The following is a 15,937-nucleotide window of genomic DNA, read 5'->3' on the forward strand; positions in this document are numbered from 1 at the left end:
AGCGGCACAGGTCCGGCCGGGAGGCCGGTGAACGGGGAGACGGTGAACGGGGCAGGCGGGCAGGGCGCGTTCGACCTCACGGGCAGCGGCGCCGAGCCGCTGCGCGAGCGGGACCCGCGGTGGATCGGGACGATCCCGCTGGTGGGCCGGCTCGGGGCGGGCGGCATGGGACGGGTGTACCTCGGAGTCGTCGAGGGACGGTACGCCGCCGTCAAGCAGATGCTGGCGTCCGTCGTCGCCGAGGACGAGGGGTTTCTGCTCCGCTTCGGCCAGGAGATGGACAACCTCGCGCGGCTGCCGGCCGAGGCGACCGCACCGCTGCTGGCCAGCGACCGGGACGCCGAACCACCGTGGTTCGCCACGGCGTACGTCCCCGGCATCACGCTCGCCGAGGCCGTCGAGCCGCACGGCGGCCCGTTGCCCGCCGACGCCCTCTGGCGGCTCCTGCGGGGAGTTGCGGGCGGGCTCGTCCCGGTCCACGCCCTCGGCATGGTGCACCGGGACCTCAAACCGTCGAACGTCATGCTGACCCTCGACGGCGTCACCCTCATCGACTTCGGCATCGCGCGCGCCGCCGAGCAGAGCCACCTGACCCAGACCGGCCTGATCGTCGGCACGCCCGCGTACATGTCGCCCGAACAGGCCTCGGGCAAACGGCGGTTGGGCAGCGCCTCCGACGTGTTCACGCTGGGGCTGCTGGTCGCCTACGGGGCGAGCGGCCGCTGGCCGTTCAAGGACGGCGCGGAGGGCAGCCCGCTCTACCGCATCGTCCACGACTTCCCCGACCTCGGCCCGCTGCGGGCCCTGGACCCGCGCCTCGCCGAGACCGTCACCGCCTGCCTGGACAAGGACCCCGAGGGCCGCCCGACGGCCGCGGAACTCTTCGACGCGGCGGCGGAGCACGCCCCCGCGCCGCCGGCCGGCCGGCAAGGCGCGGGCTGGCCGCCCCACATCACGGACCGCCTGGCGGGCCGCGCGGCCTTCGCGGCGAAGACGCCCCCGACGTTCACCCCACCCGCACCGAACCAGGCACCGACCGCGCCCGCGCCGGCGCCCGTACCGGCCACCCCCGTACCGGCCACCCCCGAGACCAGCCCCGACGCGACGTCGCGCCACCCGGAACGCCACCGCCGCACGCGCGTCCTGATGGCGGTGGTCCCGGTCGTCGTCATCGCCGCCGGAACGACGCTGGCCCTGCAGAACCTCCCGTACATCACCGACGCGGACCGCGCGACGGACACACCCCCCTCCGCCTCGGCCCCGCTCGACCCCGCCGCGTCACCGGACGCGAAAGGCACGGCGGAGGCATCGGACAAGGCGAAGAAGAAGCGGAAGAAGCAGAACGACAAAGACGACGCGAAGCCGAACAAGGACGACGACGCCCGGGACGACGCCAAGAACGGCTCCGGAACCAACGACGGCAAAGCAGACGGGAATTCATCCGGTTCCGACACCGACACCGAGGCCGATTCCGGCAAAGGCACCGGCACGGGTACGGGTACGGGCTCCGGCTCATCCGGCGACAAGGACGACGCCGGTCACGGCAACGGCGGTGACGACGACTCCCCGACGACCCCCACCACCGGCCCGTTCCGCCTGAAGAACGCCGACAACGGCTCCTGCCTGATCCAGGTCTACGGCTCCGCGGACGACGGCTCGTGCGGCGACCCCAGCGCCTCCTGGAAGACGGTGAGCGCCGAGAACAACAGCTTCAAGGTCGTCAACAAGCAGTCCGGCTCCTGCCTGGTCGCCAACATGCTCGGCCAGGCGGTCTTCGTGGGCGACTGCACCCAGGGCGCCGCCCGCCTCTGGCGCTGGGGCCCGAACGCCACCCTGAAGAGCACGTCGAACGGCGGCTGCCTGGACCTGGCCTACGGCGGAGGAGTGGCCGCCGCCACCTGCCAGCCCGGCAAGGCCTCCCAGAAGTGGACCCGATGAAAGGCTCGCCGCCTCACCCCGTGACGTCGCCCAGCAATGCGGCGATGTCTCGCGCCGACCAGTGGCCATCGGCCCCCGGACACGCGGCGACGTAGGACGAGACCGCTTGGGCATCCCACACCCCGGCGGAAAGCAGCCCGTTGGCCAGGAAGCGTACGTAGGCCGGGGACGGCGGAACCCAACGCACCTCGTGCATTCCCCAAGGGGCCGTGAAGGTGAGTACGGGCAAACCTTCGACGCGGCCGGCACAGATCAACGTCTCGTAGCGCCCTCTCCCCAGCACGGCCCGCCCGTACGTGAGCACCTCGCTCAGGTCGAGGTCGGCGCCCGGCTCCTTGTACATCTCCTGAGCCGCGATGTCCGCGAACTGCTGCGCGGTCACCAGATGCGCCCTGGCCATGACGCGCCCCGGCGCCAGCGGATCGTAGAAGGCCCGCCCTCCTCCCCACACCGGCGACTCAGTCGCGAAGTACATCGCCCCCGCGAGCTCCACCGGAATGGACCGAGCAGGCATAGCGGTATCGCGACACCCCGGATACACCTTCGCCGCACCGGACGGACACCCACCCCGGATATACGCGGCGAGCCGCTCCACATGCATGTTCGACCCGTACGACGTATACCAAACCCGCTCGGGACGCATCTCATCCGGCAGAGACATGACGATCTCCCGCCACCAAGGCCGTATCCGACAAGAACAAAAGCCCCAGGTACGCATTACGAGGGCTTACAACGTAGTGACGGGTCAGGACGGAGGATGCCACCAAGGCCCCTTCCCCAGGTCGGACGAGCGCGTTCAAGTCCTTCGTGCTGCCGAGTCCCCTCCTGTACCAGCCTGTCAGCGCACGCATCGCTCACGCGTCAGCAACGGTATCTGCGACGGCAACCAGCGGAAGGATCCTGTGTCAAACAACCGGAGCTCAGGACGCACCATGGGGACGATCAGCCCCCAACTTCCCAACTCTGTCCCTAGACTGTGCCAGGTAGACGCAACGCGGGTCACTGGGGGAAGACGTGGGAGAGACAGAGCTCAGGGCTGCAACGACCCCCATCCGTAGGCATCAAATCCGCACTGCGCTTCTGCAGCAGTACCAGGGCCTGATCTACGACGAAGACCTCAAAGGGTATGACCAGCAAGGCTACGAACAGCGTTTCCTGTCCCGCGCGTTGACTGCTGCTGCAGTACGCGTAGTGACGGGCTGTGATCACAAGGCAGCCGGCGCGTCCGTCATCGATGGTGAGGATGACCAAGGCATCGACGGCGTCGCCGTCACCGAGGGCACACAAGAGGTCTGGCTCGTCCAAGCCAAGTGGAGTGATGACGGCAAGGGCAAGCTCGACACCAATGGGGCGCACAAACTCATCGCTGGTCTCCGACTCATCGAGCAACGGAGTTTCGACCGCTTCAACGACCGCTTGGAGCCAATCGCTGCTCGAGTCAACGCCGCGATGCACGATGCCCGGCTGAAAGTGACCCTCGTAATCGCTCTCATGGGTGTGGGGAACCTCAGCAAGGAGACCACGACCATCCTCGAGGATGCCCGGAACGAGTTCAACGGCCTCGGTCCGGTGCTCGAGCACAGGGTGGTCCACGCTGCCGACATCCTGCAGCAGATCCAGGAAGATCTGACTCCCGAACCTGTGCGGGTGACCGTTCGAATGACGAACTGGCTCAGGCGGAACACTCCACTCACCGCTTACCAGGGCACCGTTCCGGCCAGCAACATCGCCGAGTGGTACCAGGAGCACGAAAACCGGCTCTACGAGCAGAACCTACGTCAGTCCCTCGGTACCACCCGAGTCAATTCCGGCATGCTCGGCACCCTGGTGGACGAGCCGGAGAACTTCTGGCTCTTCAACAACGGAGTGACCGTCCTGTGCGATGAGTTAGAGGAGGATTGGCCGGGGCGTCGACGTCCGGACGAGCCCGTGCACCTGCGCCTCACAGGGGTCAGTGTCGTTAACGGCGCGCAGACCGTCGCAGCGGCCCATCGCGCCACGAAGGCCGCCCCGGAGGCGGTCGAGGACGCCGAGGTCACGGTCAAGGTGATTGTCGTCGACAAGGACATGCCGGACCTCGCGCAACGCATCACTGAGACAACCAATACGCAGAACCATGTGGAGCAGCGCGACTTCATCGCCCTCGATGAGGTGCAGGCGATGATCCGCGAGGACTTCATGCTGTCCCTGCAGAAGTCCTACGTGTTCAAGCGTGGCGAGCCCGATCCAGCGCCAGACGAGGGGTGCTCTGTGGTGCACGCCGCTATTGCCTTGGCTTGTGCGCACCGCAGTACCGAACTCGCCGTGCGTGCCAAGCGGGACACGGACCTTCTCTGGGAGCGTGGCAGCGGAGGCGCCTACCCTCGTCTTTTCGGGGAGCGTCCGGGGGCCTTCCAAATCTGGCGCTCCGTACTCGTGCACCGCGCTGTCGGTACCGCCCTGAACGAGGAACGCAAGCAGTTTCAAAAGCGTGCCGCAGACGTGAGCCAGCGAGGTGACCTGCTCGTCACTCACCTCGTATTTCAGCTTCTCGATCAGGACCGTATCGACGATCCCGAGTACGACTGGAACACTGTGCTGCGCGAAGTTCCCGCACTCACCAATCGCGTTCTTTCCTGGTTGATCCACCACATTGACGCCGAGTACGGACAGACCTCGTTCCTCAGTGGAACACTCACTGACGCCGGACGGTGTAAGCGGCTCGCAGAGCTTGTGCTGCGTGACGCCGAGCGGGAAGGAGTCATTCCAGACCTGCCGGCCATCTACAAGGCTGCAAAGGATGGCAAGCGCAGGCCACGCCGACCCAACGCCGTTCCCACCCTCGTAGACCACGGAAAGATCAAGAACGGGACACCCGTCCACTTGCGCCTGTGGAACAAACCCGAGATCGATGCACTCACCCCGTGGCTCGCCGAAGACCCACGGCGAGGTGAGGCAACCTGGGTCAACGAGAGGACGCGATGCCTCGTTTGGGCGGTCGACGGGCACGCCTACTCGCCGACGCGCCTCGTCCTGAACCTGTACGAACTTGCAGGCTGGGAGGAAGCCCCCGTAGCAGTCCAGGGTCCTGCGCGGTGGGCACTGGACAGTGGCGAAACCCTCTCGGATCTAGCGAGGACATTGCTTGACGACCAGTCCGAGCGGGAATAGGGACTATTAATATCCTGGCCTACCAGCCGGTTGACCACTAAAGGACCCTCTCCCGTAGGCCGCGGAGTTACTTAAGACGCACGGAGCATCTCAAGGCCATCACGCCAGTCGTACACCTTTACTCCAGGTCTGTCTCCTGCAGCTTGGATCGGAGCCAACCGCTTCACCACTGCGGCAATTTGCCGCTGTTTCTCGATGTCAGGCTTCCCTCAGAATCAACCGGTACCTCGACGGTTATCTGGGCCACACGCTTCGTGTTCCAGTCCATGCCCCCGTCGCGCGTCGTGAAGGTGCACCGCATCCTCTCGCGCCCTGAAGATCACCGACCGCCGCCGCATGATCAGCGAGAGCGTCGACACCCTCGTGGACCCGCCCAGCGTCGTATGTCGACCTGGAAGCAGAGCTTGCCGAGGCCGGGATCGAAGACCGCCGCCTCTACGACGGAAGCCGTCACACCGCCGGCACGGTCCTGAACGAGCTGGGCGTCGACATGCCCACCATCATGGAGATCTTGCGGCACACCCAGATCAGCCAGACCCGCGGCCCGCTCACGTCGCCGACGCCGTATTCGGTAAAAGCAAAAGCCCCAGGTCACGGCGAGTGAGTCCTGAGGCTTCGGCAGAGCCGCCTTCGGGATTCGAACCCGAGACCTACGCATTACGAGTGCGTTGCTCTGGCCATCTGAGCTAAGGCGGCGCGCTGTCCGCACCATCGTGCGATCAGCAACGCGGCCAAGTCTACACAGGTTCCGGGGGTGCTCCGCACACCCCTCCGGAGGCGGGGGCTCAGCCCTGCGAGCAGCGCTTTCCGTTCGGTGGCGCCTTGCCCTCCAGGAGGTACGCGTTGATCGTCGCGTCGACGCAGCCGCTGCCCCTGCCATACGCCGTGTGCCCGTCGCCCTCGTAGGTGAGGAGGCGACCGGAGGAGAGCTGGGAGGCCAGGGCCCGCGCCCAGCGGTAGGGGGTGGCGGGGTCGCGGGTCGTGCCCACGACCACGATGGGCGCCGCGCCCCTCGCCTCGATGCGGTGCGGCTTCCCCGTGGCCTTCACCGGCCAGTACGCGCAGTTCAGCGAGGACCAGGCGAGGCCCTCGCCGAAGACGGGGGACGCCTTCTCGAAGTCCGGGACGGCCTTCTCGACCTCCGCCGGGGACGTGAAGGCGGGCGGCAGGTCCAGGCAGTTCACGGCGGCGTTGGCGAACATCAGATTCGCGTACGAGCCGTCGGAGTCCCGCTCGTAGTAACTGTCGGAGAGCGCGAGCAGCGCCGAGCCGTCCTTGTTCCTCATCGCCGAGGTCAGCGCGTCCCGCAGCTGGGCCCAGGCCCCCTCGTCGTACATCGCGGCGATCACGCCGGTCGTCGCGAGGGCCTCGCCGAGTCTGCGGCCGGAGGTGTCGCCGGCCGGCAGCGGCGTGCGGTCCAGCTCCTCGAAGAACGCCTTCAGGCGCCTGCCCGCCGCGGCGGGGGTCCCGGAGCCGAGCGGGCACTCCGCCCCGAGCGCCACGCAGTCCTTCGCGAACGACTGGAACGCCGTCTCGAAGCCCGCCGTCTGGTCGCGGTTCATGCGACGCGCCGGCAAGGAGGGGTCCATCGCACCGTCCAGCACCAGGCGCCCCACGCGCTTCGGGTAGAGGTCGGCGTACGTCGCGCCGAGGAACGTCCCATACGACGCGCCCACGTACGACAGCTTGTCGTCGCCCAGCGTGGCCCGCACGACGTCCATGTCGCGCGCCGCCTCCACGGTCGAGACATGCGGCAGGACGGCCGCCGACCGCTTCTCGCAGCCGGCCGCGAACTCCTCGAAGGAGGTGCGCAGCCGCTCGGTCTCCCGCCTGTCGTCGGGGGTGACGTCGGTCTGCGTGTATGCGTCCATGCTCTTGCCGTCGAGGCAGGTGACGGGCTCGCTGCGGGCCACGCCGCGCGGGTCGACGGCGACCATGTCGTAGTGGGCGCGGACCTCCTCGGGGTAGCCGAGTGCCGCGTACGACTGGAGATAGCCGATCGCCGAGCCGCCGGGCCCGCCCGGGTTCACCAGGAGGGAGCCGAGCCGTCCGCTCCTCTTGGTCGCCTTCTTGCGGGCCACCGCCAGCTTGATGTCGCCCGCCGCGGGCTTGTCGTAGTCGAGCGGGACCTTCAGCGAGGCGCACTCGAAGCCGGCGACACCGCACTCGCGCCAGCCGAGCTTCTGGTCGTAGTAGGGGGCCAGCCCCGCGGGCGTCGAACTGGCCAGCGCGGCCATGGAGGTGTCCGCCGTCGAACTTCCCGACGAGCACCCGGAGACGAGCAGCCCGGTGATCACGAGCAGCGTGCCGCACGTACGGAAGGGGAGCGGGCGGCCGCGGCTGGGTCCGGGGCGGCCGTGACGGCTGATGTCCATCACGCGAGCCTAACTCTCCGAGAGCGGACGATCACATGCCGTACTCGGCCCTTACTCGTACGGGTGACACCGCCCCTCGGCCGACAGCTCGCTGGGCTCCCGTCGCCGTCAGCCCGCCCGGAGCGCCACCGTCATCGCCTCGACCGCGAGCAGCGGCGCCACATTGCGGTCGAGGGCCGTGCGGCAGGCGCCGATCGCCTCGATGCGGCGCAGCGTGGACTCGGGCGAGGACGCCAGGGCCAGGCGCTCCAGCATGTCCTGCACCTCGGTGTTGGCGATGGCCACGCGGGAGCCCAGCTGCAGGGCGAGGACATCGCGGTAGACCCCTATGAGGTCGATGAGCGCGAGGTCCAGGCTGTCGCGCTGCGTACGTGTCTTGCGGCGCTTCTGCCGGTCCTCCAGCTCCTTCATCACGCCCGCGGTGCCGCGCGGCATCCGGCCGCCCTGCGACGCGCCGAGCGCGTTCTTCAGGTCCTCGGTCTCCTTGGTGTCGACGTCCTCCGCGACCTGCTTCGCGTCGTCGGACGCGGTGTCGATCAACTCCTGCGCCGCCTTGAGGCAGCCGCCGATGTCCTGCACCCGCAGCGGCAGCTTCAGGACCGCGGCCCTGCGCTCACGCGCGCGTGGATCGGTGGCGAGCCGCCGGGCGCGGCCGATGTGCCCCTGCGTGGCGCGCGCGACCGCCGCCGCGACGTCCGGCGCGATGCCGTCCCGTCGTACGAGCACGTCGGCGACGGCCTCCACCGGCGGTGTACGCAAGGTCAGGTGCCGGCAGCGGGAACGGATCGTCGGCAGCACGTCCTCCAGGGAGGGCGCGCAGAGCAGCCACACGGTCCGGGGGGCGGGCTCCTCCACGGCCTTCAGCAGGACGTTGCCCGCGCCTTCGGTGAGGCGGTCGGCGTCCTCCAGGACGATCACCTGCCAGCGGCCCACGGCGGGCGACAACTGCGCCCGGCGCACCAGCTCGCGGGTCTCCTTCACGCCGATGGACAGCAGGTCCGTACGGACCACTTCCACGTCCGCGTGCGTGCCGATGAGGCTGGTGTGGCAGCCGTCGCAGAACCCGCACCCGGGGACCCCGCCGAGGGCGCGGTCCGGACTGGTGCACTGCAGGGCGGCGGCGAAGGCCCGCGCCGCGGTGGACCGCCCGGAGCCCGGCGGGCCCGTGAACAGCCAGGCATGCGTCATCTTCGACGAGTCCGGCACGGGGGTGTGGTCGGCGACCGCGGTCACCTGCGCGTCGGCGTCCCGGGCGGCGGCGCTCAGCTGCTCGCCCACCTTCTCCTGGCCCACCAGGTCGTCCCAGACGCTCACGAGGCCACCACCGAGTCGTCCCACACACTCATGGGGTCCACCGCCTTACGCCGCGCGCTGCTCCGCGCCGCTCTGTTCCGCTCTGCCTGCTCTTGCCGGATCGTCTGATCCCCGGATTGCCCATTGTGGGACACGCCACTGACAATCCGGGCCGGCCGCCTTCCGGACCGCCCGCTTCCGGGCGGTCCTCGTCGTGCTCCTCGCGGCTGCCTGCGCGATCAACGCCGACGGCCGCCGCGACGCCCGCGCCCGCCTTCGCCACCGGCGCCACCGGCGTCTCCCGGGTGGCCCTCGGCGTCCTCGGCGTCCTCGTGCGAGCCGAGCAGTTCGTCGGCCAGGGTCGGCAGGTCGTCCGGCGTCTCCTCGGGCCAGTGGGACCCCGAGCGCCGCGGCGTGCCCCGCTCGTCGATCTGGGGCAGCTCACGGGTGCGTTCGTTGTCCCCCTCGGGAGCGGGGGCCGGGGCGGGGGCCGCCGGACGCTCGTCCCTGAAGTAGCCCGGCGGCACCTTGTCCTCGGTGATGGCGGGCAGCACGGCCGTCTCGTCGGCGGCACCCGGGCCCGGAGGACACTGCGGCAGCACCGCGGTGTCCTCCGGGCCCGGCCCGTCGGGCCGCACCTGCGGCAGTACGGCGGTCTCGTCGGCCGCCCCTGGAGGCGTCACGACGGGAGTCGGCACGGTCGTCTCGTTGTCCGGCACGGACGGGGTGGACGGGGCGGAACGCTTCGCCGACCCGGCGCCCCCAGAAGGCCCGGCACCCCCAGAAGGCCTGGCACCCCCAGAAGGCCTGGCCGCCCCGGAGGACTTGGCCGCCCCGGACGACTTGGCCGCCCCCGCGGACTTCGCGGGCGCGGAGGGCCTTACCTGCGCAGACGTAGAGGCCGACGTGGACGCCGCCTCCGCCGCAGCCGCCGCCGCGGAAGCCGCCGACGCCGCCGCGAGCCGCCGCGCCTCCTCGGCCCGCAGCAACGCCTCCTCGGCCTTGCGCTGCTTCTCCCGCCGCCGCTCCTCCGCCTCGGCGCGCAGCCTGGCCTCTTCCTCGGCCTCCCGGCGGCGCCGGGCCTCCTCGGCGGCCCTGAGCTGCTCCTCGGCGAGCAGCCTGGCCTTCTCCTCCTCGGCCTTGCGGCGCGCCTCCTCGGCGCGCTTGCGGGCTTCCTCGGCCTGCCGCTCGGCCTCGCGGCGCTGGGCCTCCTCCAGCTCGCGCCGCTTGCGCTCCTCCTCCTCGGCCCGGAGCTTGGCGAGCTGCGCCTGGCGCTCGCGCTCCAGGCGCTCCTCCTCGGCCTTGCGCGCGGCCTCTTCCTCGGCCTTGCGCCGCGCCTCCTCCTCGGCGGCCTTGCGGGCCTCCTCCTGCGCCTTCACCTCGGCCTCGGAGAGCGGCAGGACCACGTCGAGCCGGTGCCGGATCACGGTCGTGACGGCCTCGGGCTCCTGGGAGGCGTCGACGACGAGGTAGCGGCCGGGGTCGGCCGCGGCGAGCGTGAGGAAACCGGACCGCACGCGCGCGTGGAACTCGGCGGGCTCCGACTCGAGCCGGTCGGGCGCCTCCGTGAACCGCTCGCGGGCGGCCTCGGGCGCCAGGTCGAGCAGGCACGTCAGGTTCGGTACGAGGCCACCGGTGGCCCAGCGGTTGATGCGGGCGACCTCGGTCGGCGACAGGTCGCGGCCCGCGCCCTGGTAGGCGACGGACGAGTCGATGTACCGGTCGGAGATGACGACGGCGCCGCGCTCCAGGGCGGGCCGTACGACGGTGTCGACGTGCTCCGCGCGGTCGGCGGCGTACAGCAGGGCCTCGGCGCGGTGCGAGAGACCGGCCGACGACACGTCGAGCAGGATCGACCGCAGCCGCTTGCCGACGGGCGTCGCGCCCGGCTCGCGGGTGACGACGACCTCGTGCCCCTTGGCGCGGATCCACTCGGCGAGCGCCTCGGCCTGGGTGGACTTGCCGGCGCCGTCGCCGCCCTCCAGGGCGATGAAGAAGCCGGTGGCGCAGGGCGCCTGCGCGGGGTCGTCGCCGCCGCGCAGGGCGTCCCGCAGGTCGTGCCGCAGGGGGACGCCCTGCCGGTCGTCGGCCTTGGCGAGGACCAGCGCGGCCACGGGCAGGAGCAGCGCGCCGACGAGCATCAGGGTGAAGGCGGCGCCTCCGTGGTCGAAGACGAACTTGCCGTTGACCATGCGGTGCGGGCCGATGACGGCGGCGAGCGCGGGGGCCGCCAGCGCGCCCAGCGCGACGCTCAGCCGGGCGACGGCCTGGAGGTGCTCCGCGGTGCGCGTCCTGCGGTAGTCCTCGACCTCCTGGTCGAGCAGGGCGTGCCCGATGTTCGCGGCGACGCCCGCGCCGACCCCGGCGAGGGCCAGGAGCAGCAGCACGGTCGTCACGTCCGGCACGAGGCCCGCGGCGAGCAGCGCGACGCCGGTGAGGGCGATCGCCAGGGCGAGCAGCCGGCGGCGCGAGAGCGACGTCAGCAGGGAGGGCGCGGTACGGATGCCGGCCACGGAGCCGCCGGTCAGCGCGAGGACGATCAGGCCGTACGTGGCGGGCCCGCCGCCCAGGTCCTTGGCGTGCAGCAGGGCGACGGCGACGGCCGCGGCGATGGCGGCCGCGACGGCGGCGCAGGCGGCGACGAACAGCGGGATCGCGCCCGTGCGGCCCTTGTCGGCGCCGCTGCCGGTGCGCGGCCTGCGCAGCCCTTCGAGCGGGCTCCGCGCGCGGGGCGTCTGCGCGGCGGGCAGTTCGAGGAGGTAGACGATGGAGAGCGACGCGGCGAACAGCCCGGCCGCGAGGAACGAGGCGAGCCCCGCCTGGTGGAACTGGAACCAGTCGAGGCCGGCGCCCAGAAGGTTGCTGACGAGCGTGATGCCGACGAGCGCGGCGGCCGCGAGGGGCAGCGCCACGAATCCCGTACGGAGCGACAGGCGCCGCAGCGCGTCCATGTGGTCCGGCAGCGGCCGTACGGTCGCCCCCTCCAGGGGCGGCGCGGGCAGCAGCGCGGGCGCCGCGCTCTCCCGGGCGACCGTCCAGAACCGCTCGGCGACGCCGACCACGAAGGACGTCACCAGGATCACCGCGAGGGCGTTGTCCGGGGTCCAGTCGATCCACAACGGGGCGACGATCAGCAGCGCGGCGCGCACGCCGTCGGCGCCGACCATGGTCCAGCGCCGGTCGAGCGGTCCGCCCGGTGAGGTGAGGGAGGTGAGGGGGCCCAGGAGCACCGCTCCGAAGAGCAGCGTCGCGAGGACGCGTGCTCCGAAGACCGCGGTGATGGCGAAGGCCACGCCGCGGTAGCCGCCTCCGAAGGCGCCTTCCGCGATGGCCGACTGGAGCGCGAGAATCACCAGCACGAGAAGGGCGAGCGCGTCGCCGACACTGCCGACGAGTTGCGCGCTCCACAACCGCTTCAGCTGCGGTACGCGCAGCAGAGCGCGGACCGCACGCTCTCGGGAATCTGCGACCAGGGCGTCGTCGGGGGCCGGAATTCCGGCCGTTGGCTGCTCGGCACGCGTCATCCGTCCAGCCTATCTGGACGCGCCGCTTCCCCGTATGCCCACCCGAACATGCGCGCGGCCCGCCCCTGCCCGGGACCAAAAGCCCGCTCAGGACGTGCCGGTGCCGGGTGCCTCGTCATGGGGCACCCGGCGCGGGCGGGAGGTCACTCCTCCGAGGAAGCCGCCTTGCTGGAAGCCGCCGTCTTCTTGGCGGCGGTCTTCGTAGCAGTGCTCTTCGTAGCAGTGCTCTTCGTAGCAGTGGTCTTCGTGGCGGCCGTCTTCTTGGCCGTGGTCTTCTTGGCCGTCGTTTTCTTAACGGTCGTCTTCTTGGCGGCGGTCTTCTTTGCGGGCGCCTTCTTGGCGGGGGCCTTCTTCGCCGTCTTCTTGGCCGGCCCCTTCGCCCGCTTCTCCGCGAGCAGCTCGTAGCCCCGCTCGGGGGTGATGTCCTCGACGGAGTCGGCCGCCCGCAGCGTCGCGTTGGTCTCGCCGTCGGTCACGTACGCCCCGAAGCGGCCGTCCTTGACGACGACCGGCTTTCCGCTGACCGGGTCCTCGCCCAGCTCCTTGAGCGGCGGCTTCGCGGCCGCACGGCCCCGCTGCTTGGGCTGGGAGTAGATCGCCAGGGCCTCTTCGAGCGTGATCGTGAAGAGCTGCTCCTCGCTCTCGATGGAGCGCGAGTCGGTGCCCTTCTTCAGATACGGGCCGTACCGGCCGTTCTGGGCGGTGATCTCGACGCCCTCGGCGTCCGTGCCGACCACGCGCGGCAGCGACATCAGCTTCAGCGCGTCCTGGAGGGTGACCGTGTCCAGCGACATGGACTTGAAGAGCGAGGCGGTGCGCGGCTTGACCGCGTTCTTGCCGGTCTTCGGGGTGCCTTCGGGCAATACCTCGGTGACGTAGGGGCCGTAGCGCCCGTCCTTGGCGATGATCTGGCGGCCGGTCTCCGGGTCCGCGCCCAGCTCGAAGTCGCCGCTCGGCTTGGCGAGCAGTTCCTCCGCGTACTCGACGGTCAGCTCGTCGGGCGCCAGGTCGTCGGGGACGTCCGCGCGCTGGTGGTTCTCGGAGTCGCGCTCGCCGCGCTCGATGTAGGGGCCGTAGCGCCCCACGCGCAGCATGATGCCGTCGCCGACCGGGAAGGACGACACCTCGCGGGCGTCGATCGCGCCGAGGTCGGTGACGAGTTCCTTGAGGCCGCCGAGGTGGTCGCCGTCGCCGTTGCCCGCGTCGGCCGCGGCGCCGGCGGCCTCGCCCCCGCCCTCGCCGAAGTAGAAGCGCCGCAGCCACGGCACGGCCTGCGCCTCACCGCGCGCGATGCGGTCGAGGTCGTCCTCCATCCTGGCGGTGAAGTCGTAGTCGACGAGTCGCCCGAAGTGCTTCTCCAGGAGATTGACGACGGCGAACGACAGGAAGGAGGGGACGAGCGCCGTCCCCTTCTTGAAGACGTATCCGCGGTCGAGGATCGTGCCGAGGATCGACGCGTACGTCGACGGGCGGCCGATCTCGCGCTCTTCGAGCTCCTTGACCAGCGAGGCCTCGGTGTAGCGGGCCGGGGGCTTGGTGGCGTGGCCGTCGACCGACAGCTCGTCGGCGGTCAGCGCGTCGCCCTCGGCGACCTGCGGGAGCCTGCGCTCACGGTCGTCCAGCTCGGCGTTGGGGTCGTCGGCGCCTTCGACGTACGCCTTGAGGAAGCCGTGGAAGGTGATGGTCTTGCCGGACGCGCTGAACTCGGCGTCGCGGCCGTCGGCGGCACGGCCACCGATCTTGACCGTGACGGAGTTGCCGGTCGCGTCCTTCATCTGGGAGGCGACGGTCCGCTTCCAGATCAGCTCGTAGAGCCGGAACTGATCACCGGTCAGGCCGGTCTCGGCGGGCGTGCGGAAACGATCACCCGAGGGACGGATCGCCTCGTGCGCCTCCTGCGCGTTCTTGACCTTCCCGGCGTACGTGCGCGGCTTGTCCGGCAGGTAGTCGCCGCCGTAGAGCTGGGTGACCTGGGCACGGGCGGCGGTGACCGCCGTGTCGGACAGGGTCGTGGAGTCCGTACGCATGTAGGTGATGAAGCCGTTCTCGTACAGCTTCTGGGCCACCTGCATGGTCGCCTTCGCGCCGAAGCCGAGCTTGCGCGAGGCCTCCTGCTGCAGCGTCGTCGTACGGAACGGGGCGTAGGGAGAGCGGCGGTAGGGCTTGGACTCGACCGACCGTACGGAGAAGGCCGTCTCCTGGAGGGCGGCGGCAAGCGCGCGGGCGCCCGCCTCGTCCAGGTGCAGGGTGTCGGACTTGAGCCGGCCGACGGAGTTGAAGTCACGGCCCTGTGCGACGCGCTTGCCGTCGACCGCGGCGAGCCGGGCGACCAGCTGCGAGGGGTCGGAGGCGTCACCGGCGCGGCCGGTGCCGAACGTGCCGGTCAGGTCCCAGTACTCGGCGGAGCGGAAGGCGATGCGCTCGCGCTCCCGCTCGACGACGAGGCGGGTGGCCACCGACTGGACGCGGCCGGCCGACAGGCGCGGCATGACCTTCTTCCACAGGACCGGCGAGACCTCGTAGCCGTAGAGGCGGTCGAGGATGCGGCGGGTCTCCTGGGCGTCGACCATGCGCTTGTTGAGCTCGCGCGGGTTGGCGACGGCGCTGCGGATCGCGTCCTTGGTGATCTCGTGGAAGACCATCCGGTGGACGGGGACCTTGGGCTTGAGGACTTCGAGGAGGTGCCACGCGATGGCTTCGCCCTCGCGGTCCTCATCGGTGGCGAGGAAGAGTTCGTCGGAGTCCTTCAGCAGGTCCTTGAGCTTCTTGACCTGGGCCTTCTTGTCGGCGTTGACGACATAGATGGGCGCGAAGTCATGCTCGACGTCCACGCCGAGGCGGCGCACCTCGCCGGTGTACTGGTCGGGTACCTCCGCGGCACCGTTGGGGAGGTCGCGGATGTGCCCGACGCTGGCCTCGACTACGTAGCCGGGGCCGAGGTAGCTCTTGATCGTCTTCGCCTTGGCAGGCGACTCGACGATGACGAGTCGGCGGCCGCCCTGTGCGGTCTCGCTGGTCGGGGACAACTTCGCTCTTCTCTCCGGTCGACGCTCGGTGGCAGTGCGCGGTGGCACCGCTCGGTCGCGGTGCTCGTGACGGTGCGGTGGCAGTGCCCGCATGGCTTGCGTTGCGCTGTCGCTGCGGAGTGTGACGGTACATCCCGCCCCCGTGTCAAACGGGAAAAGCCCGCAACGGCCACTCGAACGGTAACCCGACTACCGCCATTCCTGCCGCCCGGAGTGGCGACCCGCTGTTTCGGTGCCCGGCGCGGCCGTGGCGCGGGACGCGGCACGGCGCCGTCCCCGCGATCACCGGAGCGATCCCTTCCGGTCCACCGGATCACGACCGTCCGGCCGCCCCGGCGCGGCGCCCCGGCCCTGCTGGAACCCGAGGTTCCGGCCCACCGGAAGGAAGGGGTCCGCGGCTGCGGTCCGGCGGTTTCACAGCCGCGTGAAACACCACACGCCGAGCAACAGGGCGACGAGGCCCACGAGCGCGGCGAGCGTCGCCGATGCGACGGGGCTCACACCCTGGGCGACCGGCGCGCGGTGCGCGACCCGCGCCCCGGTCCACAGCAGCAGTCCGGTGCCGAACAGCGCGAACACCGTCCCCGCGAAGATCGCTGGTGCGCTCTCCATAGTCTTTGCCTCCCCGTAC

8 protein-coding genes, 1 tRNA gene and 1 pseudogene are annotated in these 15,937 nt (G+C 70.6%); 3 read left to right on the forward strand and 7 right to left on the reverse strand.

From position 1 onward, the window contains the following. The first annotated feature begins 42 nt into the window (after positions 1 to 42). Positions 43 to 1,938 (forward strand): serine/threonine-protein kinase, encoded by a 1,896-nt coding sequence (locus ACZ516_RS18695; protein ID WP_469011111.1) that lies wholly within the window; start codon positions 43 to 45, stop codon positions 1,936 to 1,938. Positions 1,939 to 1,951: 13 nt separating this feature from the next. Here the strand turns inward: ACZ516_RS18695 and ACZ516_RS18700 are convergent, their stop codons facing one another. After that, positions 1,952 to 2,599, reverse strand: coding sequence for a histone deacetylase (locus tag ACZ516_RS18700; protein ID WP_469011112.1), 648 nt, complete (start codon positions 2,597 to 2,599; stop codon positions 1,952 to 1,954). Between the two features lie 353 nt (positions 2,600 to 2,952). On the opposite strand from ACZ516_RS18700, the gene ACZ516_RS18705 reads away from it, so the two are divergent. Continuing rightward, positions 2,953 to 5,088, forward strand: coding sequence for an AIPR family protein (locus ACZ516_RS18705; protein ID WP_469011113.1), 2,136 nt, complete (start codon positions 2,953 to 2,955; stop codon positions 5,086 to 5,088). A gap of 403 nt (positions 5,089 to 5,491) precedes the next feature. Next, a pseudogene (locus ACZ516_RS18710) lies at positions 5,492 to 5,629 on the forward strand (tyrosine-type recombinase/integrase); the annotation flags it as partial. 81 nt (positions 5,630 to 5,710) lie between these two features. Here the strand turns inward: ACZ516_RS18710 and ACZ516_RS18715 are convergent. The 6 genes from ACZ516_RS18715 to ACZ516_RS18740 form a co-directional block, all read right to left on the reverse strand. Further along, positions 5,711 to 5,784, reverse strand: a tRNA-Thr gene (locus ACZ516_RS18715). Between the two features lie 89 nt (positions 5,785 to 5,873). Further along, positions 5,874 to 7,463 (reverse strand): alpha/beta hydrolase, encoded by a 1,590-nt coding sequence (locus ACZ516_RS18720; RefSeq protein ID WP_469011115.1) that lies wholly within the window; start codon positions 7,461 to 7,463, stop codon positions 5,874 to 5,876. A 108-nt stretch (positions 7,464 to 7,571) separates the two neighbouring features. Continuing rightward, on the reverse strand, positions 7,572 to 8,777 hold the full coding sequence (locus ACZ516_RS18725) for a DNA polymerase III subunit delta' (RefSeq protein WP_358586135.1): 1,206 nt from the start codon (positions 8,775 to 8,777) through the stop codon (positions 7,572 to 7,574). A gap of 218 nt (positions 8,778 to 8,995) precedes the next feature. Continuing rightward, a complete protein-coding gene (gene tmk, locus ACZ516_RS18730) occupies positions 8,996 to 12,280 on the reverse strand; it encodes a dTMP kinase (RefSeq protein ID WP_469011116.1) in 3,285 nt (1,094 codons plus the stop codon). Positions 12,281 to 12,423: 143 nt separating this feature from the next. After that, positions 12,424 to 15,306 (reverse strand): type I DNA topoisomerase, encoded by a 2,883-nt coding sequence (topA, locus tag ACZ516_RS18735; RefSeq protein WP_469011118.1) that lies wholly within the window; start codon positions 15,304 to 15,306, stop codon positions 12,424 to 12,426. Between the two features lie 414 nt (positions 15,307 to 15,720). Then, positions 15,721 to 15,918: a hypothetical protein gene (locus ACZ516_RS18740; RefSeq protein WP_361080068.1), complete on the reverse strand. Its 198-nt coding sequence runs from the start codon at positions 15,916 to 15,918 to the stop codon at positions 15,721 to 15,723. Between the last annotated feature and the right edge of the window lie 19 nt (positions 15,919 to 15,937).

Source organism: Streptomyces sp. NPDC034037 (genome assembly GCF_055575715.1).